This is a genomic window from Arenibacter sp. ARW7G5Y1, assembly GCF_003201775.1.
Classification (GTDB): domain Bacteria; phylum Bacteroidota; class Bacteroidia; order Flavobacteriales; family Flavobacteriaceae; genus Arenibacter.
In genome coordinates this window covers 38,690-62,824 of record NZ_QJJZ01000022.1, presented here as the reverse complement: position 1 = coordinate 62,824, position 24,135 = coordinate 38,690, and the positions used below count along the sequence as shown (strand labels likewise).

Here is a 24,135-nt window from a genome sequence, read left to right as displayed (position 1 = left end):
TATATTTCTAATAAATCCAAGTGTATAAGAATAATTTACAAATAGAGATTATATTTAAAAAACATTATAAAGACTTATGCCTTATTGCGTACAATTATCTTCAGGACGTATCGGATGCCGAGGATATTGTTCAAGAAGTATTTATTTCCATTTTAAGGAATAAAAAAATCGGGAATATAGCCAATGTAAAGTCATATTTATGGCAGTGCGTTAAGAATGCTTGTATCAATAAGCTAAAAAGAGAAAAGAAACTATATTGTTTAAACGAGGCATACACACTAGATTATAACTATATTTCAAAAGAAGAGGAAATGATATGTTTAGAGAATCAACTATATCTTTACCAGCAAATTGATTTATTACCGAAACAGTGTAAGAAAATTTTCTTAAAATGCGCAATAAATGGTGATGGTTACAAACAAGTCTCGGAAGATCTGGAAATATCTGTAAATGCTGTCAAAAACCAAATAAAGAGAGCCTATAAGTTTTTAAGGGAATCCTTAACCGACTATTACATTTTTATTGGTGCTGTTCAGTTAAGTATATTTTTGTTATACTAGACAAAACATTTTGTATAGATTAAGGGAATATGGAAAAGACTGTGACCCAACTTCCAGGTCTATACCATTTCACTGTAAGTCCGTCATTTACAAATCATAATAATTGATTAATAGTTCTGTCCGAATGAAGTGATCATTTGAATATTCGAGAACATCCCGATTGGTTGACTGAGGCCTTCAATGGAGTTAGGTGTACATAACAAATCTACTCCTCTTATGATAGTTATGGAATGTTGATAGGCCTTCCCAGTTTGATTTCCACGACCACGCCATTGCCGTGTGCTCCATGTCATATCTCTATTCAAAAGGCACTAGGCCAACCTCAGTTTGTTCTATAGTTTCAGTCTTTTTATAAAATAATTATACATGGGAGTACCCAAAAATAATTTTATTGTGTTTATAGAGTATAATCTGCACGTGCATAATGAAAAAGTTTGAACAGTTACTATTTGGAAAACTCGAGGATTCACTTTCTAAAAAAGATGAATTGCGATTTCAAGAATGGATCAATAAATCAGAGACTAATAAAATATTTTATGAGAACCTTCTTTTTCTTAAAAAGAAAGGAAAGGGGGTTAATGAGATAATTTCATTAGATATAGATGAGGCGTGGAATAATTTTAATAAAAAGCGATATGTCCAAGAGGAGAAAAAGCGCCGTAATAGATTGCAACTATTAAAGTACGCTGCTATTGTGACAGGCTTATTTTTAGTTGTAGGCTTTGTTTTTAAAAATAACTTTGTCAACTTGACAGATGTTAAAGTTGAAAAAGTCATAACCGCAGGACTGGTTATTCCTAACGAGAATATAATCCTTAAAAGAGAGAATGGCGAAGTATTAACATTAAACAAGGAAAGTAACTTAGCCCTAACCAATAGTAATGGTAACATAGTAGGAAAGGTAAAAGGAAATAAACTTATCTATATTGATGAAGCCTCTAGACGATTAGAATACAATCATATTATAGTTCCATATGGCAAAACCTTTCAATTGGAGCTTTCAGATAAGACCAAAGTCCATTTAAATTCCGGAACATCTTTAAAATATCCTGTAAACTTTATAAAAGGAATAAATAGAAAGGTCTTCTTACTTGAAGGAGAAGCTTTTTTTGAAGTAGAAGAAAATAAAGACGATCCTTTTCTAGTTGAAACGGAACATCAATTGAATATTAAAGTGACAGGGACGAAATTTAACGTCTCTGCCTATAGAGAAGACAATACAATAAGCACTGTTTTGGTAGAGGGGAAAGTTTCTGTTTCCTCTAAAGGCAATACAGTTACCTTACTTCCTGATTATAAAGCTACTGCAAGCAAACTTACTAAAGAAATATCTACAAAAATTGTAGATACAAATGATTACATAGCTTGGATAGAAGGTATTCTTCTGTTAAAGCATACGCCCTTTAAAAAAATAAGATTGCGATTGGAAAGAAAGTATAATGTAGTAATTCTTAACAATAACAGTGAGCTGGATGAGCAGCTATATAACATATATTTTCATGATGAGACAATTGAAGAGGTTTTGGAATCTCTTAAAAAAACGTTCGAAATAAACTATAAAATAGAGAACAACAAAATAATTATTACCTAATAAATTGTGCCTATGACATAAAATACTAACTAAGCTATATCAGTTTTATTTGGAAAGGGTAGGTGTTTTTACAGTACTGAATGGGAAGTATGAGACACACTACATCAACTAGAAAAGGCAACCTATTATGTAAAGTCGAAATGATCGTAGGTGATATGGCTATTTTACGGGTTACTCTGGGCTTTTTGGCATGGGATGAGTTTTCCAATTATACTCATTTCACAAGTTAAATCAATTTTATCATAACATTTAAGACATAGTAGAGCAGATTCTTGTAGGATAAATAGTATGAGATCCAAAAAAACCTTTATCAGTATACTAATTGCAGTTGGAAGAACAGTATAAAATTGAAGTTTTATTTGCCAATTCGTCAAATCCAATTAACTCTCATCTTAAAGCAGAATTAGGATGGAATTATCTTTTTTTTCGTTAAGAATCAATTGTTATACCCTAACCGTAATTGTTCAGATCAAAAAAATCTATACGGATTTCCTACGGTTGAAAAACTTTCTAATACTTATAAAAATACAACTTTACTTATTATGATTAATATAATAACATCGCACATAAACTCATTTTCATTATTATTTTTTAAGCGTTTTTTTACAGTAGTTACAGTCTTCTATATAATTACTGTTTTTAGCGTTAATATTGGATGTTATGCACAAACAGGCGTAGCAAAGACAATAGTGGACCAATTAAATAGCAGACCCAATATTCTTTTGTTATATGCAGATGATCAAGGCACCTCAGACATTAGAGATTTTGGAGCTAAGGACCTTCAAACTCCCAACTTAGATAGGTTAGCCGCCAAGGGAGTTAAATTCACACAAGCCTATGCACATTCAGTTTGTTGCCCGTCAAGAGCGGCATTATTGACGGGAAGGGCTCCACAAAGAAGTGGAGTCAACGATTGGACGTCCAGCCATCCCAACGATTACAAAGCAAGAGCAATGAATTTAAATGAAACAACGCTTGCTGAATATTTGAAACAATATGATTACAATACTGGAATTATTGGAAAATGGCATCTAGGAGCTACAGACAACCATAATCCTTTGAAACACGGCTTTGACTATTTTTTTGGATTCCGAGGCGGTTTTATTGATTATTATACTCACCAATATTTGCATTCTGAAAGACAAAAACCTCCATTTCACGATCTTTATAGAAATAATAGCAAAATTCATGAAAACGGCAAATATTTCCCTGATTTACAGTTAAAAGAAGTTTACAAATATTTGGAGGAAAATAAACATAGCCCCTTTTTTTTGTACGTTCCTTTTAATTTACCACATTACCCAGAACAACCGGATTCAACTTTCGTCAAGCAATATGAGCACCTGAAATGGCCAAGAAGTTCATATGCATCTATGATAAGTACTTTGGATGATCGAATAGGAAAAATCTTAACGAAATTAGATCAACTAGGTCTTGCTGAAAATACCATTATAATTTACATGAGTGACAATGGACATTCAACAGAAGATTATTTCAACTGGGGTATAAGTTATGGAAGCAATGGTGGTGGTGGCTATACAGGTAAATGGCGGGGAGCGAAAGCTAGTTTTCTTGAAGGGGGAATACGAGTGCCCGCAATTATAAGTTTTCCCAAAAAAATTCCACAAAATGTAACAAGAGATCAGGTTGTTTCTAATATGGATATTTTTCCGACGTTATGTGACCTACTACAAATTCCCTTACCAGTAAATGAGTTGGATGGCAAAAGTATTTTACCAGTTATCAACTCGGATATCGAACCTTCACCACATGAAGTTATGCACTGGCAATGGCAAAGTTCATGGGCAGTTCGAAAGGGCAATTGGAAACTGATTTTTAATGGTCGTGATACTACAGGTAAGTTTTCTAATCATCCTATAAAGGATTCTAAGATGCCAGATTATTATTTGGCCAAATTAGACGACCTTAACCCGGAAGAAATTAACTACGCCATCAAATATCCCTCTATAGTAGAAGATTTAGAACACCTACATCAAATCTGGTCAGTTGAAGTGTTTCGAGATTCAGGCTATCCTGATCCGAATAAAAAGTAATACGTGAAGTGGAAACATATTAATGTTCCCACACAATAATGGAAAAGATAAGTCTGAAAAAATAAATCGGACGAAGTGTTGAAATAGCAAAAATATGTGCGCGCTTTTGAATATTGTTGTGTGGACAAGTATTCTTTTGAATCATCCATGTTACTGCCAAAGGCAACTGTAAAGAGGTCCATATAAACAAGTAAGTGTAAAATTGGACATCATTTAAGGAAATGAAAAAATATTGAACTTTTCCGTACTTAAGTATCAACAAGTAGTATAGGATAAATTATTCTATCAGAATATAGATTAAAAGAGTATCTCGCTAATATATAAATCTGAAGAAAAATATAAGGGGTTGGGCGAAACCAAATAACACAATTACTAATCATAATCAATTTTGATTATTCCATTTTTTCAAAAGTTAAATTGAACTTCATGCGAAGATTATTGCAATGCAGACAACAATTGGTTTTAATTATATTCTTGTTATGTAATGAGCCTATATTAGGGCTATCACCATTAACTGATTCGGGTACCTACTATAGTATAAATTCTTTTAAAGAATTAAAATGGGGACTTGAGGAAAACGTCTCTCATTTTGCAATTTCAAAAGAAATGTGGGCACCGATAAAATCAAGACTAAAAAATAGTAAACTGAAGGGGCATATCGCATTCGAAATCATAAGTGGCTATAATCATAAAGAAACCATAGCTTTTTTGTCAAAACAACAATCAGATAGTGCAATTATTGATCATGCCGAAATTATAAGAAATTTGGACGAAAGGACTCTTAAAAAAGGTAGGGAATACTATAATCGGGCCTGTACTGCATGTCATGGTATGAACGGTAATTCCTCACTTCCTACCGCCCGTTCCTTTGGTCTGGATGAATTTAAATATGGGTCTGATCCATACAGCATTTGGAAGACCATCATTAATGGGGCTGGGCAAATGGGTGCCCAAAGATGGTTATCACCCGAGGAAGCCTATGCTGTTGTACAGTACATTCGTGAAGATCTTATCAAAGGCAAAAATCCCAAGGCATATTTTAATATTACAGATGTATATTTAGAAAGTTTGCCAGGACCGCAGATAGGCAAAGAGGAAATAGAGGATAAAGTAAAGAGAGAGGCTCTGTCTGGATCTCAGGAGTTTGGACAATCATATTTTGAGAATCATATCGGAAATTATGGACAAGCCATTTATTCCCAGATAGGAAATAAAACAAACAGTGCATTGACAATTAAGCTAGCGGACAGCTTATTTATAAGTTACAATGTTCATAGGCTGTCCACTTCGGTAGCTTGGAAAGGTATTTTCGATTTGAGTAAGACCAAATATCAAAAATATCGAGGAGAGGGGGAACCAACCATGGTAGGCCATGAACTTCTTGGGTTTAGTGATATGCATTGGAGCTTTAAAGACAGATACCATCAACTTGAAAATCTGGTTTCAGAGCGGAGTCCGTATCCAGCCAAATGGCTTGATTACCACGGGCATTATCAATTTGGAATGAAAACCATTCTCTCTTACTCTATTGTTGGGCGTAAAATTCTAGAGATGCCGTCCGTGGAGGTTTTGGGTAACGAGCCAATAATACAACATACCTTTGCTATTGCTCCCGGGGATTCTTGGCGAAAGATTGTTCTCGGAAGGCTTTCGAAGAATGAAAATTTTGCTTTTAAAGAGGGAGTCTTTTCACTGGATAATTTAAATGCCCAAAATATGCTTCCGGAAGCTAAATGGATAAATCCGAAAAATAGCATAGTAGTGATAGGGCAGGGGGACAAGGAATCTCAAAGCTTCATGGCCGTGGGAGTCCAAGGAGATATCGAGGGATTACGTTGGGATATAGATGGGAGTCAACAAGTTTCATTGTTTATACCGAAATCTACCGAAAAACAACTGATTAAGGTACACCGATATAGTGGCGGTAATACTAAGGAGCTTGAGGAATTTGCAAAATTTATCGCAAAAGTTCAAAACCAACCGATATCCGATCCGACCGATTTCACCAAAGGCGGTGATCCGTTGTGGAATACAACAATTACACTTACAGGGGCATTAGATGTGGGCATTCCGCACTATGACCCTATACATTACAATAGCAATGATAAACTAGAGCCGGAAAATATGGTTCAAATACCGGAGAACTATCCTTATGTGGTGGATAGGATACCCTTGCCTTTCAAAAATCCATGGAATAGTTGGATTCGTCCATCGGGATTGGATTTTTTTAGCGATGGACGATTGGTAATGAGCACTTACTTGGGGGATGTGTGGATTGCGAGTGGAATTGACCTTGGGCTAAAAAATGTAAAATGGCAACGTATTGCGACTGGACTTTATGACTCCTTTGGCGTAAAGGTAATCAAAGATGAAATTTATGTTACCTGTCGTGATAGGATTGTCAAACTCATAGACTTCAATGGGGATAGTGAAATCGATTTTTATGAAAGTTTCTTCGCTGACACTGATGTTTCCCCCGTTCCCGTTCAAGCTTTTAATTACTCTTTGCAAACGGATAGCAAGGGAAACTTACTTTATTCGAAGGGCGGTCAATATACACATGATGATGAACCAGGTCATCTAATCCAAGTAACTCCGGACGGTAAGGGGCAGCAATCCCTTGCTATCGGTTTCCGTGCCCCCAATGGGGTGACTGTTGGGCCTAAAGATGAAATATATGTCAGTGATAATCAGGGCAATTGGATGCCGGCGAACAAAATTAGTCTTATTAAGGATGGCGGATTTTACGGTTACATCCCAACTATTAAAGGATCGTTAACAAAACCAGGAAGAAGTGAATATAGCATGAAATCCTCCCTTGCATCACCAAACTATCCTGATGATATTTTGCCAGAAACATTTGATAAACCAATAATTTGGCTGCCACAAGAATTTGATAATTCTCCTGGGAATGGTGCATGGACACCCAAAGAGTGGGGGCCTTTAGGAAATCGTCTCATACATACTAGTTTTGGCAAAGGATGGGTGTATCAGGTATTGACTCAGGAAATTGATGGAATTACCCAAGCTTCTGCTTCTGCCCTTCCATTTCAATTTACCTCTGGGATACAGCGTGCACGGGTCAACCCATTGGATGGACAGTATTATGTGGCGGGAATTACGGGATGGGATGATTCCTTTGCTACTAAGTACGGGAGCTTAGACCGAATTCGCTATACAGGTGGGGAAGGTTTTCTTATTGAAGCGTTGAACGTGAGGTCCAATGGTATCGAAATTATATTTAATCAAAAACTTGATTCTGATGCGGCCAAAGAGTTGGATAATTATGATATTACTCAATGGAACTATCATTGGACTGAAAATTATGGATCAGCAAATTGGTCGGTAAAAAATCCCGACAAACAGGGTCGGGATACTGTAATAATAAAAGCTGTTGAAGTTTCTGGAAATGGTAAAAAGCTTCTGTTAAAGGTTTCTAAAGAAGACCTTAAACCTGTCGATCAGATGCGTATTATATTATCATTGGTGTCGGAAGATGGTCAACAATTTCGGGATTCAATATATCTTACTATCCATAAAGTTCCTGAAAACAACAGTAATACCCTCATCAGCAAGGTACTTATCGGAATTGTCATGATAGGAGTTATTATCTTATTGAGATGGTTTTTTAATAAGGAAAAATAATTTGGAGTAATATGTCCATTCAGCATAATTGATTTGTCCTATCTACCATATATAACGATAAATAATCAATATTTCTAATAAATCCAAGTGTATAAGAATAATTTACAAATAGAGATTATATTTAAAAAACATTATAAAGACTTATGCCTTATTGCGTACAATTATCTTCAGGACGTATCGGATGCCGAGGATATTGTTCAAGAAGTATTTATTTCCATTTTAAGGAATAAAAAAATCGGGAATATAGCCAATGTAAAGTCATATTTATGGCAGTGCGTTAAGAATGCTTGTATCAATAAGCTAAAAAGAGAAAAGAAACTATATTGTTTAAACGAGGCATACACACTAGATTATAACTATATTTCAAAAGAAGAGGAAATGATATGTTTAGAGAATCAACTATATCTTTACCAGCAAATTGATTTATTACCGAAACAGTGTAAGAAAATTTTCTTAAAATGTGCAATAAATGGTGATGGTTACAAACAAGTCTCCGAAGATCTGGAAATATCTGTAAATGCTGTCAAAAACCAAATAAAGAGAGCCTATAAGTTTTTAAGGGAATCCTTAACCGACTATTACATTTTTATTGGTGCTGTTCAGTTAAATATATTTTTGTTATTCTAGACAAAACATTTTGTATAGATTAAGGGAATATGGAAAAGACTGTGACCCAACTTCCAGGTCTATACCATTTCATTGTAAGTCCACATTTACAAATCATAATAATTGATTAATAGTTCTGTCCGAATGAAGTGATCATTTGAATATTCGAGAACATCCCGATTGGTTGACTGAGGCCTTCAATGGAGTTAGGTGTACATAACAAATCTACTCCTCTTATGATAGTTATGGAATGTTGATAGGCCTTCCCAGTTTGATTTCCACGACCACGCCATTGCCGTGTGCTCCATGTCATATCTCTATTCAAAAGGCACTAGGCCAACCTCAGTTTGTTCTATAGTTTCAGTCTTTTTATAAAATAATTATACATGGGAGTACCCAAAAATAATTTTATTGTGTTTATAGAGTATAATCTGCACGTGCATAAATGAAAAAGTTTGAACTGTTACTATATGGAAAACTCGAAGATTCACTTTCTAAAAAAGATGAATTACTATTGGAAGGAAAGTAAAAGGTAGTAAATCTCAATAATGGTAGTGACCTGGAAGAACAACTATATAAAGTATTCTTTCAGGATGACGCAGTAGAAGCGGTTTTGGGGTTTCTTAAAAAAACGTTCGAAATAAACTATAAAATAGAAACCAATAAATTAATTATTACATAAAAAAAATGTGCCTATGACATAAAAACCAATCAAACTAAACAAAGTCCATTAAAAAAAGGATTGAGAATGGTGGGCATTCCCAATCCATACTATTAGTGGCTAAAACTAATGTAAAACCACATTAATATTCAGAACAAAAATATGAAAAATTTAAGACAAGTTAAAGAAATTGCTTTAACTAGGTTAAAAACCAATTTGAAAATGAAACTCTCCGTTCTATTCCTAGTAATAGTTCTTTTTCAAACACATGCAAACAACTCGTATGCACAAAAAACAAAAATCTTTTTAGATTTAAAAAACGTGCCCATTGAAGTTGTTTTAAATGAAATTCAAAAACAATCCGAATTTAGATTTTTGGTCAATGTTTCTGAAATAGATTTGAGTGAAAAAGTTACTGTATTTGCAAAAAAGGAAACAATAAAAAAAGTTCTGACTAAAATATTTAAGAATAGAGAAATCGATTTTGAAGTATCTAGGAAGCAAATAATACTTACAGCCAAAGAAATCATTAAACAAAAAGATGCTATAAACATCGGCTTTCAACAGACCATACAAGGTATTGTTAAAGATGCAGATGATGTCCCATTGCCTGGTGTGAATATTTTAGTTCAGGGCACCAAGAGAGGTACTCAAACTGACTTTAATGGAAAATTTCAAATCGTTGCCACCGAAGGGGATGTATTAATATTTTCATATTTAGGAATGAAAACCCAAAACCTTACGATAGGTAACAATTCTACTGTGAATATGGAAATGGAGGAGGATCTAGCTGGTTTAGACGAAGTTATAGTTGTTGGTTATGGTAATCAAAAAAGAGAGACTTTAGCAGGTGCTGTAGATCAAGTTTCAGGAGTAGTTCTAGAATCACGTCCTATCACAAATTCTTTAAATGGATTGCAGGGAGTGCTTCCAGGATTGACAATTACAAAAGGTAGTGGTCAACCTGGTAATGAAGGGTATGTAATTAATATTAGAGGGGTAAGTTCGGTCAATGGCAGCAATTCTCCATTAGTATTAATAGATGGCGTTGAAGGAGATCTAAGTCTTATAAACCCAGCTGATATTAAATCCGTTTCAATTCTTAAAGATGCCGCAGCTTCAATTTACGGAGCGCGAGCTGCATATGGAGTAGTTTTAGTCACCACACAGACCGGAAAAAAGAGCCAAAAACTTAAAGTCAAATATGCAACGAACTTAAGTATAAATAGCTTATCTAATCAAATAGAAAGGTTAACGGCTAGAGAATGGATGGAAATGGATTGGGAAGCTAAAATAAACGCTCAGGCTACACCCCAATTACAAGATGCATCGATTGGCAATAATACATTAGCTGATGTTTTAGCCAAGGTGGATGCTAATATGGGGCCCGAATATGCATATGGTTCAACCAACGTGATCTTTAATTACAGATCTACAGATTGGAATAAAATTGTCTTCGATGGAACAGGATATCAGCAATCCCAAAATTTGACGTTCACTGGAGGGGGTGAAAATTCCAAATACAATGCTTCTTTTGGTTATGTGGATACTAATGGCGTGTTTAAAGACACTTACGACGACAGTAGGCGCTTTAACCTAAGATTAAACTATGGATTTGATCCCTTCGAAAAACTTAGATTAAATACCAGTATAAGTTATACAAACCAAAAAGATGAAAGTCCGGCCATATCGGCAGCAACAATTCTAAGTTGGTATAACAGGCATTTCGTTTGGCTACCTGAGCGAACTGTTGATGGGCAATACTTGACTCAATGGGGTTTTATAAATCCGAGAGCTTTTTTAGATAAGGATGTTGGCAAAACAACAGATGTTATTGAAGAATTTAGAGCAAATTTCACAGGAGAATATCAAATTCTAGATGGTTTATACCTGCATGGCCAAGCCGCTATAAACCGAGTTACGGGAAATGTTAAAAGTTTTACAGATCTTATTCCACGAATTAGATATGATGGAGTAACATCTGAAGGACCTTTTCAAACATATAGTAATTCATATAGAGAGTCTTCTGAATCAGATTATTTAAACTTAACGGCTTATATAAAATATGGTAAGACACTTTTAGACAAACATGATTTAAACTTAACCCTTGGAACCAGTCATGAAGAAAAAGAGTTTGGTAATTTTTGGGCTAATGCACGAGACTTAACTCAAAATGAAGTAACTACACTCGGATTTGGAAACCCAAGTCTTGCACAATTAGGAGAAGATAGACAGGATTGGGCTATTAAATCTTATTTTGGACGTGCTAATTATACATATGATTCTAAATATATTGCTGAAGTAAATTTCAGAAGAGATGGAACTTCTATATTTTCACCTGATGTTAGATGGGGTAATTTTACAGGTGCTGCCTTAGCCTGGAGAGCATCCGAAGAATCATTTGTTGAAAATCTAAATATTTTCGATAATTTAAAAATTAGGGCTTCTAAAGGAATCGCTGGAAATCAAAATTTAAACCCTGATAATAGTCCAAACTATTACGATTACATTGCCAGGGTGGATGTGTTTAATTTTAATTACCCTTTTGGAAATGGTTCAGTACAAACACAAGCCGCATCTGAAGCCGGTATAGTGTCACCACTTCGAACTTGGGAAGATATTGAAACAACTAATATTGGTATTGACTTTGCCATAATGGATACTCGCCTATCAGGACGCTTTGATCTCTTTAAAAAGAAGAACAAGAATATGCAATTACCTGTAGTTCTTCCTGCCGTATTAGGTGGTACGGCACCATCATTGAATATAGGCACTTTAAAAACCGATGGTTTTGAATTATCACTTACGTGGGCGGACAGAACAGTAGGGGGATTGAATTATTCCGTTACGGGTATTTTGAGCGATGCAACTGATAAGTTAACCAATTTAGATGGTGATGACCTTAAAGTACTAGGTAGGAATTTTGCTACGGAAGGATACGCACTCAATACTTATTTGGGATATGTGTATGATGGTGTACTGGAGACACAGGCCGAGGTAGACGCTTATAAGACTTTGGGCGGCAATGTTCGAAGTGATTTAAACATTGGAGATGCTAAATACAGGGACCTTAATGGCGATGGGGAAATATCAATTTTAGATGGCGATGGTAATCTTGCTGATGTAATAGATTATGGTAGTTTGGCTCCAAGATACTCTTACGCCCTTACAGGAGCTCTTGACTATAAAGGTTTCGATTTCAGTTTCTTCCTTCAAGGTGTGGCCAAGCGTACTTTATTCTATAGTGATGAGTTTCGACTCCCTTTTGAGCAGCCTTGGTGGCAGCCGCTTAAAAGGTTTTATAATAATACTTGGTCACCGGAAAGACTTGATGCCAAATATCCTAGGCTGACCACAGGACCACAACGATATTGGAATTTTGCACCTTCACAAAACACTAAGATTAACGGAGCATATTTAAGACTTAAAAATGTTTCCGTTGGATATTCACTTCCAGGAAAAGTGGTGGAGAGACTTAACCTTAGTAAGATTAGAATTTACCTAAGTGGAGAAGACTTATTTACCTTGGATCATGTAGATGGTGGGTACGATGCTGAAAATACTAATGGTAATGCAAATTCTTACCCATTTACCAAAAGATATTCGTTAGGATTAGCTGTTAATTTCTAAAAAAAATACTCATGAAAAATAACATAAAAAGATATATACATTTACTATTAGTACTAATTGTTTTTTCATTCACAAGTTGTAGTAAGGATTTGAATTTAGTTCCTCAAGCGCAATTATCGGATGCCTCATTTTGGAAAACAGGTTCCGATTTTGAAAAAGCGGCGAATAATCTATATGCTGATTTGTCAAATCACCAATCTGGTTGGATTGATGGAGAAACTGATCTTGCAGACGCAGATGGACCGCAATTATTGATTAATGTAGTACCACAATCTGATGATAACTGGGTTAATTCTTATAAGTCTATTAGAAGGGCAAGTAAGATTATTGAAAACTATGAATTAGCATCCGAAATTCAGCAGGAAACAGCTCGTTATGCAGGAGAAGCACATTTCTTTAGAGCGAGAATCTATTTTAATCTGTTAAAGCGTTACGGTGAGGTTCCAATTATTTCAAGCGTATTGGACCTTGATTCAGAGGAATTATTGGCCCCACGGAACACCAGAGAAGAAGTGCTAGCTTTTATTATTAATGAGTTGGACTGGGCTATTTCCAATTTACCCGTAGAAAGTCAAATCCCAGAAGGTGAAAAAGGCAGGGTATCTAGGGGTGCCGCACATGCCTTAAAATGTAGAGTAGGGCTTTTCGAAGGAACTTGGAATAAATATCACGGTATCGGTGACATTGATTTTTATTTAAATATTGCTATTTCAGAAGCTGAAGCTATTATTTCTTCCGCAGAGTATGATATTTATAAGGTAGGACCTGTTCCTTATTACGACCTATTTTTAGAGAAAGGTACTAAAGGTGTAGAAACTATTTTGGCCAGACAATATGCATTGAACGTATCCACTCATAATACAACCAGATGGTTGGAAACTGCGAATAACAACCCTACGAAGTTTTTAGCGGATTCCTATTTATGTACAGATGGGTTACCAATAGAAATGTCTCCTTTATTTCAAGGGTATGATCTAAAAGTATCTGAATTTGAGAATCGGGATCCTAGAATGCAACAAACCATATGGCTTCCCTTTACGGAAATTTCATTCCATAATGCCCCAAAGATTTTTAACCCTTTAATAGGTAGTGGGAATGGACCTTCATCAACTGGATATAATGCACGTAAATATTTTTCTTTAGATGCAGATTGCCATAACCAGCAATGTCATTATGATTTTCTTGAATTTCGCTATGGTGAAGTTCTGTTGAATTTAGCGGAAGCCCTATTTGAGAGAGATGGTAGTATTTCCGACAGTGATTTAGACAGAACAATTAATAAACTACGCGACCGAGTAGGCATGATAGGTTTAACAAATCAATTTATCGCTACAAATGGTTTGGATATGCTTTCAGAAATACGAAGAGAAAGAACAATTGAATTGGCTTATGAAGGTTTCAGACTAGATGATATAAAAAGATGGAAATTAGGCCCAGAACTTTTAGCAGTGGACTTTAAAGGAGTGAAGTATACTGGTACGGAACAAGAAACAATTCCTCCAAACGATATTTACGCTTCTGGAGGATTAAATTTAGATGCTAATGGTTTCGTAATTGCGGACCCTGGAAGTAATAGACCGTGGTCGGAAAGAGATTACCTAGATCCTTTACCTCAGGATCAATTACAGTTGAATTCTAGTTTAAATCAAAACCCGGGATGGTGAATAAACACATATTCCAAAGGAGAAATATCCTTGCATATTATTCTTGAGAAACAGTTTGATTATGTAATGGAATAGAATTATTATAGTAAGTTGTTAGTTAGTTTTGAGAAGAAGGGCTCCGACCATTAGGGGCTCTTTTTTTATTCTAGAGGAGTAAATACCCTGAGACTTGTCTCGTAAGTAAATGGCTAATGTTTGAAAACATGTTCCTTTATAATGCTCCGTAGTTTGCCCCGGAGAAATTTACTAATTAATATACCACCAATATTCTATTCCACTAAATTATTAAATGGACTAATTATTCTGTAGAAAAAATGAGGTTATGTAGCGAGACTTAGCGCTTTTGATTCAATTCTTATCTCTAATAAAAAGAATCAAAAACCAATGACAATATCGATATCGTCATCCAAATCTTTAATTTATAAAGTTCTGTTGGTAGTCAATGGTTGTTTTAATATCGGAATGATTTTAAAGCTTCTGTAAAACTTGTAACGGAATTCGGTCTCCAGAGATATTGACAAAGGAATGACGGGATACAAGCATTGTGATTTTGAATGAACAATTCCATTTGTATTATTCGGCTATAATTGTCAAGACTTAGTCTTTCACGAGACAATAAGCTCATTCGTCTTATCTAGCACAAGTTTGGTACAGCTTTTCAAATAAATCTCCTTTGTCCAAAGTGAATTATGGCCCAATCCTTAACTGATTACCTCCGGTAGGTACTTCCATGAACCTATTTATTATTGCATTGGCAGAAGTCTATTAACTCTTCCACTCCAAATCTTACTATTCGCCTAATTCCTTCCGGACTATTATGTCCGTCTTCGTGTTCCAGTTTTCTTTTACACCCTCCCGAATGCGGGAAAGCGCTAACTGAAAAGACAGTTTGACTTATCTTCTCCCTAACCATAAACATTCCTAACCGTTAAAAAGTTGCATAGCCTCTGGGTTGCACTTGGCACAGTCAAATGCATCAAATAAATAATGGATTGCTGCGGTCACGAAATATGTATATATGCAAATATGTCAATATAAATATATGCGTATATGAATATATTATTATTGGTACGTAGGATCTCCGAAATCGGAAGGTATTTTTGTTTTTAATTATGTCTATATCGAGTCTACTCGTTTTGAGTAATTTAACCTTTAAATAAAATTAGAAATATTTATCTTCGAAGAAGATAGCAAGTTATGTTTTAAGCAACTTAAAACTCCTACTTCTGGCGAAGTGAAAACTGGGTCTGTGACAGTCAGGCGATAATAATTGAATGAGAATATGGCAATCAATAATGCAGGATAAAACGTTATAGGAAAAAGAAACGTGAGTATTACTTAACACTTAGTATCAATGGTTCGGAACTAGCTGATTTAAAATACGGACCCCTTAGGGATGCATTTTTGTGTCTAGGGGGAATAAGGGAAATGGGACAAATTCTAGTGCAGCAATATATATCCGGACAAAACTTATTAGAAATCTATTATTACATTAAATGTTTAATGTAAAACTTAAATCTCCAATCTTTCCTGGTATCCATCCATTATATGCGTAGGGAGATTTTTAATATATATTTCAGTTGTACTGATATCGCTGTGCCCTAGCATTTTGCTCAGTGCATTAATAGGAACATCATTGAGGATAAGATTCGTTGCCATGGAATGACGGCTTACATAGCTTGTCAAATGCTCTTCAATTTCACAAAGCTTGGCGATCTCTTTTAGACGTTTGTTATACCGCTTTCTTTCCCATTGGACATCCTTAAATTGATCTTGCATATCGTTACGCTTTACGATTGGAAAAATATAGTCGGTTTTATCCTTGCCTGTCAAATAACAATCCATAATCGATGATAACTGTGGAGTTAGCTTAATATCGTAATATCGGGCTGTTTTTTGTCTACGGTACTGGATGCGTCCATCTATGATATTATCCAGTTTTAAAAAGGCCATATCAATAAATGAAATGCCGTTCATAAGGTAAGAGCACAAAAAATAATTCCGGGTGTTAAATAAAGGCGTACCAGGTTCTAATTCCAAATTAAGGATCCGTCTTATTTTTTCTATGCTGATTGCCCGTTTTGCCGTTGGCTGGGATTTTATCTTGTATTTCCTAAAAGGATAAGAATCCGCAGATACTACCCCCTGATGTATGGCTTTGTTGTATATGGCCCGGAACGTTCTCATATACATGGATAATCCATTTATACTATTTCCCTTTTTCAAATGTGCCGTTTCAAATCGTTTAAGATAAGTGTAGGTCATCTCTTCAAACCGGAGAGACTCCTTTTTATTGAAATTCTTCAATGAACCAAGGGCACATCTATAGGCTTTGGCGTTCCCGAAACGATTAGCTTCTTCCATTTCGCCTATTAAATGATTGGTAAAATCAAAAAAGGAAATCGTGTTGGTCGGCTTGGTCAAAGTGTTTTTGAGTTCGGTGATGCTCAGCCCTCCGAGCTGTCCAATTTCTTCTAATTCATTAATCCCATCCCGTAATTCGGTCTTTTTCTTGATAAGGAGGTTATTTAAGCGCGCAACGGACGACACGCCATTATAGGTCCTTTTGACCTCTCGATTCTTCTCATTCCAGTACTCGGGCGGAACGGCAAATCCCGTTGAAATGGCAATCGTTTTTCGATGATGGCTCAATCTAAAAATTATCGGACACATGCCATCTTTGCGCTTGCGCCTAGAGTCTATGGAAAGAGTGATGTTTGTTTTCACATTCTAAAGATATAAAAATTTGCACTCAATTTGCACTCAAAATCAGGTATTATATGGTTTAATATGAATCCTTATGAAATACATAATATTGATAATCAGTATTATATGTATTTATTAAGACAAATAAATACAATAATCCTCCTTCTTCTAAGCAGGCGGTCCTAGGTTCGAATCCTAGTGCCATCACGTAACAAAATTAAGCCTTTCAAGAAATTGAAAGGCTTTTTCTTTTTATACGGGTTAAACATAGGTTAAACAATTGGTGTTTTCTTCATACATTTAATTGTTCCAAAATGTTTTCAAGTTATGCCTCAATCATATTTACAATTTTATTCTGATATAGCATTCCATAACGGTCTGAAAAAGCTGATGTCTGAATTTTTAGGGAATAAGCAACTTTTGGATAATGGGTTTGAATATTTAAAAGAGTACGATTATTATTTAAAGGAGGAAATGGTTATTGATGCAGAGGATGCAGTATTTGATATTACTACTATAAATAGAGAAATATACCTTAGAGACATTCTTCTGGAACAACGAAAGAATCTTTATAATGTTCTGAAATCAACCCCTGACTGTCTCAAGGGAACTTTAGATGAGCTTAATATAGTATTCACCAAAATAGAAAGTCAAGAGGAGCAAACTTACTTCGCAATAATAATTGAAGAGCTGAAAAATGTAGTCGGAGATATTAAATTACAGTATTCAAATATTGTTGAGCATCATCCAATTTATAATAAAATCAAGAGAGTCAATTCTTCCTTAAGTTATTTTCAGTGTAAAGACCTTCCCTATTCATTTTTTGAAAAGCTCTACGAGTTAACCTATAGCTTAGATTTAATTGATGATGTTATAGTCACGGAAGAAGAATTCATGAATGTTTTTACTTCGGTTAAACCAGAATCACAAATAATATTTAAAAAGCCTAATCCCATCATTGCTTTCTACCTTAAAGCAATTGAAGTTTTTTTTGACAATTTAAATGCAGTTACAATTGAGAAAAGCCAATTGTTTTTAAATAAACAAGGTAAGCCTTTAAAAAGTGCGGATTTATATACAGCTTTATCAAGAGGTACGGATAAGTATGCCGTGGAAAAAACTAGAATAAAAACTGAGGTTGAGGAATTAAACAACAAGTATTTGACCTAACCTTACACTTTACCTTACACTTTGTCTTAACCCTTCATTACACTTTGAGAATGAGGGTTTTTTTATGCGCGTAATTCGCTTCATTATTAACCGTGATATGCGCATATCCATTAACCTAAACAGTGATGGAAATTATCCTAAAAAAATTAGAAAAGTTAGAAGACTTAATTAAAAGTCAAAACATTTTAAGCAAAGAAATATTAACTCTAGAAGAGGCAGCTGAGTATCTGCATTTGAGCAAGTCTTGTGTCTATAAAGCTACGAGCAATAAGGAAATTCCTTATTATGTGCCAGGGGGCAAAAAGTTATACTTCAAGAGAACAGAACTTGATAAATGGGTTTTCAACGGTAGAGTCACTCCTACAGTTGAAATGGATTTAGAGATTGGAAATTATTTAGGTAGAACATCTAAAACTCCAATGTCATGATAGATTTTATTAAGATTTATTGGAGTGACAAAAGCTATTTGGAACCTTTTGTATGCAATGTGGACAATTTTCAAAGTCTTTATTTCGTATGTGAGCAGCATACAGGAGAAATCAGCTACCCATATAAAACTAATATTGAGAGTATGAATGTGGTGGTTAATAAAAAGTCTGGTTATGTAAAAAATTCTATTCATAAACTATTCAATGTTCTTAATGAAGATAAGGAGCATAATCATAATGATTTCACCTATTCCAATCTATGCACATCTATAGATTATTTAACCTCAAGATTAATTGATACTGAAAACGCAAGGATTTCACAATTGGAGTTTGGGTTAAATATTAATACTAGTGCAGCTGCGGAAACTATAATTCGAAAAAATGTTTTGATGCATCAATTTAGAGGCTATAATCATAATAGAAAATATCATGGGTCTGGGGAATTAAAACAATTTGATCATAGTAATTATGTAATAAAGGTTTACGATAAAGCTAAACAATATAGGATTGAACAGAACATACTTAGGTTCGAAATAAAGTTTTTAAAGAGTCGTGAATTTCAAAAGTTTGGCATCTATAATATCAATGATTTAAAAAATAAAGAAAATCTAAAAAAATTATTTGAATTATTAATCCAAAGGTTTGATGAGATCACGATTGTAGACGACGGAGCTTCCATAAATATTTCAACAGAAGATAACAATAAGCTTAGACAATATCTTAATCCATCTTTCTGGGAAGAAGACCTAGAAGGTGTGCATCAACAATATAAAGCAAGACATCGAAATAAGTTCAACGATCTCTTGGAGAGGAATAATCTTTTAAAAACTAAAAAGGCATTGAAAGTTGCTTTGACCAATAAATTCAAATATTTAATCAGTAATTAATTCATTGTGACAAAATCACTACTTCTTATATAGGGATTTTGTCACATTAAAAAAATAGCACAATGGCAAGTATAAAAATATTATTAAGAAATAAACAAACCAAAGAAGGATTATACCCAGTTATTTTAAAGGTCATAAAAGACAGAAAAATAAAGGTAATCACCCTAGGAATGGAATGTGATAAAAAAGATTGGGATGATAAAAATTATCAGTTTAAAAAAAGTCACCCAAATTATGTTCAGAGAAATAGGATATTACTGCAATTAAAGGAGAAAGCTTATAGAATAATTGATGAATTTAATCTTGATGGTAGTGATTATTCTTTACATCAGTTTGAAATAAATTTCAGAGGTAAAAAAACAAATCACATTACGGTAAAGGAATTTTGGATGGAGAAAGTGCAGGATTTAAATAGGGCAGGGAGAACTGGGAATGGAAAGGCCTATTACGAAACAATGAATTCTTTCTTTAAATATAATAGAAATAATAAGCTTTTGTTTAATCAAATAGACCTAAAAATGCTTGATAAATATGAAACTCATTTAAGAGAAAATGGCTGTAATGATGGAGGACTATCAGTTAGAATGAGGACCCTAAGAGCATTATTTAATGATGCAATTAAAAAGGACATTGTCGATGCAAAGTATTATCCATTTAACCTTTATAAAATATCTAAATTAAAAGGAGTAAGTATAAAAAAGGCATTGACTAGAGAGGAGATTAAAAAAATTGAATCCTTAGATTTAATTCAAAACCTTCACTTATCAGAAGCTAGAATGTTATTCCTATTCTCTTACTATACAAGAGGTATGAATTTTCATGATATGATGAAATTAAAATGGGACAATGTGTTGAATGATAAAATCATTTACACACGTTCTAAGACTAAAGGGAAATTCATCATTAAAATCTTACAACCTGTCCAAGAAATATTGGATTTTTATAAAGGGAAGAACCCTGACACTGATTATATCTTTCCTATTCTCTTAAAAGAGGGGATGACTCCAATGCAAATTGAATATCGAAAATCAAAGAAGTTAAAAAGGTTTAATTCAGATTTAAAAATGATTGCATCTGAACTTAAAATCGATAAAAATATAACTAGCTATGTTGCTAGGCATAGTTATGCTACTAATATGAAGCACATGGGTATTTCTACAGATATCATAAGTGAATCTATGGGGCATAAAAATTTAACCATTACGGCAACTTATCTAAAGGATTTTGATACTAAAGTAATAGATGATGCAAATCAAAAACTTATTGAAGAAGAATTAATACCCTATTGTTAATTTTTCGGCTCTCGCTCCGCGAGAGCCTGGTTACGGTTTACTTTAAAAATATATCATATTAATCTTAAAAATTTTAAATTATGAAATTAAGACAATCAGAACGTAAAAAAGCCAAAATCAGATTGGCTCTCCAAGGCCCATCAGGTGCAGGTAAGACATATTCGGCACTATTATTAGCTAAAGGTCTAAGTGGAGGGGACATAAGCAAAGTAGCCGTTATTTCCTCTGAAAATGGATCAGCAGACCTTTATTCAAACCTATATAGTTATAATGTGCTTACACTTCCATCTCCTTTTTCTCCTGAAAAATATATTGAGGCAATAGCATTATGTGAAACGTCTGGGATGGAGGTTATAATTATTGATAGTATATCCCATTGTTGGGAATTTTTATTGGAATATCATTCTTCTTTGATAGGTAACAGTTTTACAAATTGGAGCAAGGTTACGCCGAGACATAAATCTTTTGTTGAAAGAATGCTTCAATCATCATGTCACATTATTGCCACAATTAGAACTAAACAGGGTTACGTACTAAACCAAAAAGATGGTAAATACATCCCTGAAAAAGTAGGTTTAAAAGCAGTTCAAAAATCTGATATCGAGTATGAATTCACTCTTGTTTTTGATATTGATATAAAGCATAAGGCAATTGCTTCAAAAGATAGGACAAGCCTATTTATGGACAAGCCAGAATTTATTATCAATTCGTCTACAGGAAGGAAGATTTTGGATTGGTGCAATAGTACCATGACAACCAAAGAATTAACGTCACAGGTTAGTTCTTGTGTCAGCTTGGATGAATTAACAAATCTATATAGGGAAAACCCTGATATTGCCAAAATCATTGAACAGGATTTCATAGAAAAAAGAAACCTTTTACAAGAATTAATTAACCCTAAAAATTATGTATCAAATGGAACTACAAACAGTCACCCTAAATCGTAATATACCTTTAGAAAGAAAAAGACCTTCTCTAGTTAAAAAAGTAAACCCATTTATAGAGGCTAACACTCAAGATGTTAGCCTCTCTCATTTAAAAAATAATTGTATTATTCCAGTATTTGCAAAGGACAATGAGCAGACAATATCCCATCAGGAATTTATAGATTCCGCATTATCCTGTGCCTTAAGATTATTCAGTAATGAAATCATTGATAAGCCAGAAATAAGAGTGAGCCATCAGGTCAAGGGCAGAACACCAGATGCTATCCATATTCCAGCCAAAGAATTGTTGGATCAACAGAAAACAATTTACTATGAAAGGATGGCTTTTATAATTAGAATTCCCAGCATTTCGGAAAATATTAATGGGAATGAATTATCCCTTTGTATAGGAGGTGTGAGAAGCTACAATCATGAAAACCTATATAGTAAAAAGACAATGGAAAAATTTAAATTCTTCATTGGTTTCCAAAATATGGTCTGCTGCAACATGTGCCTATCTACAGATGGATTAAAATCAGAATTGAAAGCCACAAGTACTCTTGAACTAGAGGATAAAATCATGCAATTAATTGAAGGGTACTCTAGCTCTATACATATAGAGAAAATGAACGATTTGGTTAAATATAGTTTAAATGAAAAGCAATTTGCGCAGTTAATAGGAAAATCAAGATTGTACAACTATTTGCCAAAAGATGAAAAGGCTTTATTGCCAGAATTACTTTTAAATGACAATCATTTCAATTCCATTGCCAAAGATTATTTTGCGGATAAAAGCTTCTGTAAAAATGAAGATGGCACTATAAATTTATGGAATGTCTATAACTTATTGACAGGTGCGAACAAGAGCAGCTATATCGATACTTTCCTTGACAGGAGTGTAAATGCCTTTGAATATGCCGAGGGTATCTCGAAAGCAATCAATGGTGATTCACAATACCGTTGGTTTTTGAGTTGAAGGAGGTTCCCCAATATTAATTGGGGAGCTTTTTTAAGCCTTAAGATTTGTCTTAAAATATTAGAATTGGCATCAATACTATGAGGCTGCTGGGCTGGATAATTTGAAAAGTGGCGATGTCAAAAAAAGGCATCTAAGGTTTAAATAAATTTTTCGGAAAATGGAACCAAAGATCTTATAAAATTAACTTCGATTCGGATTTGTTTACACCCAAATAAGTAAAATTTATACTTATGCTTCGGATATGTTAATAATTGATTATAAAGGATTTGCTATATTAGTATTTATTGGTGAGATACAGGTATTAACTATATCCAATTTTTGACAACAATGAAATTGAATCACTAACTAGAATAAAAATATTGGATGAAATTCGCAATAATTGATGGTGATAAAGTCGAAGCAACTAAAGGAGCAACAGGTTTCTGCCAAAGTTGCGGAGCAGAAGTGATTGCCAAATGTGGAACACAAAAAATTTGGCATTGGGCGCATAAAAGAAAAACCGATTGTGACCATTGGTGGGAATCGGAAACAGAATGGCACCGAAGATGGAAAAATAACTATTCAGCGGATTGGCAAGAAATATCTTTACTTGACGAAAGAACTGGCGAAAAACATATTGCAGATGTTCGTACAGTTTATGATCTCATTATAGAGTTTCAACATTCACGTATTGACCCACAAGAACGAATCAAACGAGAAAAGTTTTATAAGAATATGATTTGGGTGGTAGACGCTACACGCCTAAAAAAAGATTACCCTCGTTTTGTTAAAGGTAAAAAGAACAGTTTTGAAAATCAAATTTTTTATAAAACGGATAATCCGAAAATATTTCGAGTTGACCTTATAGATTGGTGTTTTCCGCTTGATTGGCTTGAAAGTTCTGTGCCTGTTATCTTTGATTTTCTTGGTGACGGTTCATTGGACGATTCCGATGGATTACGAAATAATCTTTATTGTTTATTCCCTCAAATTGGAAGTGATGCCAGAGTTGCGGAGATTTCGAGAAAAGTTTTCATAGATACAACTACAAATGGACAATGGACTTTGAGAGTTCAAAAATTTATGAATGATTGGATTGAGCAAAAAAAAATCCAAGCACAGGAATGGAAAGAGAAAGAAAACCAGGTCTTGAAAAAACAACGCACTCAAAATGGATATGAGTTCAGTCGAAAGTTATTAGCAGGAAAATCACCATTAAAAAGAGAAAGAAAACGTTTTTAAGGACATCCATCGCAAAGCAACCAACACCCGCTATAATTGATTGTTACATTTGAACAAAAAGAAAAATATAAATTAACGCTGATTTCATAAGCGGAATAATACTACGCTTGATTAC

15 protein-coding genes are annotated in these 24,135 nt (G+C 34.3%); 14 read left to right on the top strand and 1 reads right to left on the bottom strand.

Translation table 11 applies throughout. The annotated features are described in order from the left end of the window. The first annotated feature begins 20 nt into the window (after positions 1-20). From C7972_RS24465 to C7972_RS21650, 7 genes are all read left to right on the top strand, one after another. Entirely contained in the window at positions 21-560 is a 540-nt protein-coding gene (locus C7972_RS24465) for an RNA polymerase sigma factor (RefSeq protein WP_181422962.1), read from the top strand. 424 nt (positions 561-984) lie between these two features. Then, the gene (locus C7972_RS21675; protein WP_110358263.1) at positions 985-2,151 is read left to right on the top strand and encodes a FecR family protein; all 1,167 of its coding nucleotides are present in this window, start codon (positions 985-987) and stop codon (positions 2,149-2,151) included. Between the two features lie 542 nt (positions 2,152-2,693). Beyond that, positions 2,694-4,205 (top strand): sulfatase-like hydrolase/transferase, encoded by a 1,512-nt coding sequence (locus tag C7972_RS21670; protein ID WP_110358262.1) that lies wholly within the window; start codon positions 2,694-2,696, stop codon positions 4,203-4,205. A 426-nt stretch (positions 4,206-4,631) separates the two neighbouring features. Beyond that, on the top strand, positions 4,632-7,850 hold the full coding sequence (locus C7972_RS21665; protein ID WP_110358261.1) for a DUF6797 domain-containing protein: 3,219 nt from the start codon (positions 4,632-4,634) through the stop codon (positions 7,848-7,850). A gap of 87 nt (positions 7,851-7,937) precedes the next feature. Then, on the top strand, positions 7,938-8,477 hold the full coding sequence (locus tag C7972_RS21660) for an RNA polymerase sigma factor (protein ID WP_181422961.1): 540 nt from the start codon (positions 7,938-7,940) through the stop codon (positions 8,475-8,477). A gap of 802 nt (positions 8,478-9,279) precedes the next feature. After that, positions 9,280-12,747 carry a TonB-dependent receptor gene (locus C7972_RS21655; RefSeq protein WP_110358259.1) on the top strand — a complete coding sequence of 1,156 codons (3,468 nt, stop codon included), beginning with the start codon at positions 9,280-9,282 and terminating at the stop codon, positions 12,745-12,747. Positions 12,748-12,758: 11 nt separating this feature from the next. Continuing rightward, positions 12,759-14,411, top strand: coding sequence for a RagB/SusD family nutrient uptake outer membrane protein (locus C7972_RS21650; protein ID WP_110358258.1), 1,653 nt, complete (start codon positions 12,759-12,761; stop codon positions 14,409-14,411). Positions 14,412-15,923: 1,512 nt separating this feature from the next. Here C7972_RS21650 and C7972_RS21645 read toward each other — a convergent pair. Then, entirely contained in the window at positions 15,924-17,138 is a 1,215-nt protein-coding gene (locus tag C7972_RS21645; protein ID WP_146216367.1) for a site-specific integrase, read from the bottom strand. Positions 17,139-17,444: 306 nt separating this feature from the next. Here C7972_RS21645 and C7972_RS21640 point away from each other — a divergent pair, with 306 nt between their 5' ends. From C7972_RS21640 to C7972_RS21610, 7 genes are all read left to right on the top strand, one after another. Then, a complete protein-coding gene (locus C7972_RS21640) occupies positions 17,445-18,287 on the top strand; it encodes a hypothetical protein (RefSeq protein WP_110358256.1) in 843 nt (280 codons plus the stop codon). A 125-nt stretch (positions 18,288-18,412) separates the two neighbouring features. Then, on the top strand, positions 18,413-18,715 hold the full coding sequence (locus tag C7972_RS21635) for a helix-turn-helix domain-containing protein (RefSeq protein WP_110358255.1): 303 nt from the start codon (positions 18,413-18,415) through the stop codon (positions 18,713-18,715). After that, positions 18,712-19,602: a hypothetical protein gene (locus C7972_RS21630; protein ID WP_110358254.1), complete on the top strand. Its 891-nt coding sequence runs from the start codon at positions 18,712-18,714 to the stop codon at positions 19,600-19,602. Before C7972_RS21635 ends, C7972_RS21630 begins: the two co-directional genes overlap by 4 nt. 62 nt (positions 19,603-19,664) lie before the next feature. Beyond that, positions 19,665-20,894, top strand: a complete 1,230-nt coding sequence (locus C7972_RS21625) for a site-specific integrase (RefSeq protein ID WP_110358253.1) — start codon at positions 19,665-19,667, stop codon at positions 20,892-20,894. 80 nt (positions 20,895-20,974) lie between these two features. Next, positions 20,975-21,841 (top strand): AAA family ATPase, encoded by an 867-nt coding sequence (locus C7972_RS21620; protein ID WP_110358252.1) that lies wholly within the window; start codon positions 20,975-20,977, stop codon positions 21,839-21,841. Continuing rightward, on the top strand, positions 21,810-22,796 hold the full coding sequence (locus C7972_RS21615; protein WP_258364922.1) for a DUF3871 family protein: 987 nt from the start codon (positions 21,810-21,812) through the stop codon (positions 22,794-22,796). Before C7972_RS21620 ends, C7972_RS21615 begins: the two co-directional genes overlap by 32 nt. A gap of 366 nt (positions 22,797-23,162) precedes the next feature. Further along, positions 23,163-24,020: a competence protein CoiA gene (locus C7972_RS21610; RefSeq protein ID WP_110358250.1), complete on the top strand. Its 858-nt coding sequence runs from the start codon at positions 23,163-23,165 to the stop codon at positions 24,018-24,020. Positions 24,021-24,135: the final 115 nt, after the last annotated feature.

Coding starts and splice junctions, on each gene's coding strand:
- C7972_RS21650 (WP_110358258.1), top strand. CDS start 12,759: ATGAAAAATAACATAAAAAGATATATACATTTACTATTAGTACTAATT.
- C7972_RS21615 (WP_258364922.1), top strand. CDS start 21,810: ATGGAACTACAAACAGTCACCCTAAATCGTAATATACCTTTAGAAAGA.
- C7972_RS21630 (WP_110358254.1), top strand. CDS start 18,712: ATGATAGATTTTATTAAGATTTATTGGAGTGACAAAAGCTATTTGGAA.
- C7972_RS21620 (WP_110358252.1), top strand. CDS start 20,975: ATGAAATTAAGACAATCAGAACGTAAAAAAGCCAAAATCAGATTGGCT.
- C7972_RS21675 (WP_110358263.1), top strand. CDS start 985: ATGAAAAAGTTTGAACAGTTACTATTTGGAAAACTCGAGGATTCACTT.
- C7972_RS21610 (WP_110358250.1), top strand. CDS start 23,163: ATGAAATTCGCAATAATTGATGGTGATAAAGTCGAAGCAACTAAAGGA.
- C7972_RS21670 (WP_110358262.1), top strand. CDS start 2,694: ATGATTAATATAATAACATCGCACATAAACTCATTTTCATTATTATTT.
- C7972_RS21635 (WP_110358255.1), top strand. CDS start 18,413: ATGGAAATTATCCTAAAAAAATTAGAAAAGTTAGAAGACTTAATTAAA.
- C7972_RS21640 (WP_110358256.1), top strand. CDS start 17,445: ATGCCTCAATCATATTTACAATTTTATTCTGATATAGCATTCCATAAC.
- C7972_RS21625 (WP_110358253.1), top strand. CDS start 19,665: ATGGCAAGTATAAAAATATTATTAAGAAATAAACAAACCAAAGAAGGA.
- C7972_RS21665 (WP_110358261.1), top strand. CDS start 4,632: ATGCGAAGATTATTGCAATGCAGACAACAATTGGTTTTAATTATATTC.
- C7972_RS21655 (WP_110358259.1), top strand. CDS start 9,280: ATGAAAAATTTAAGACAAGTTAAAGAAATTGCTTTAACTAGGTTAAAA.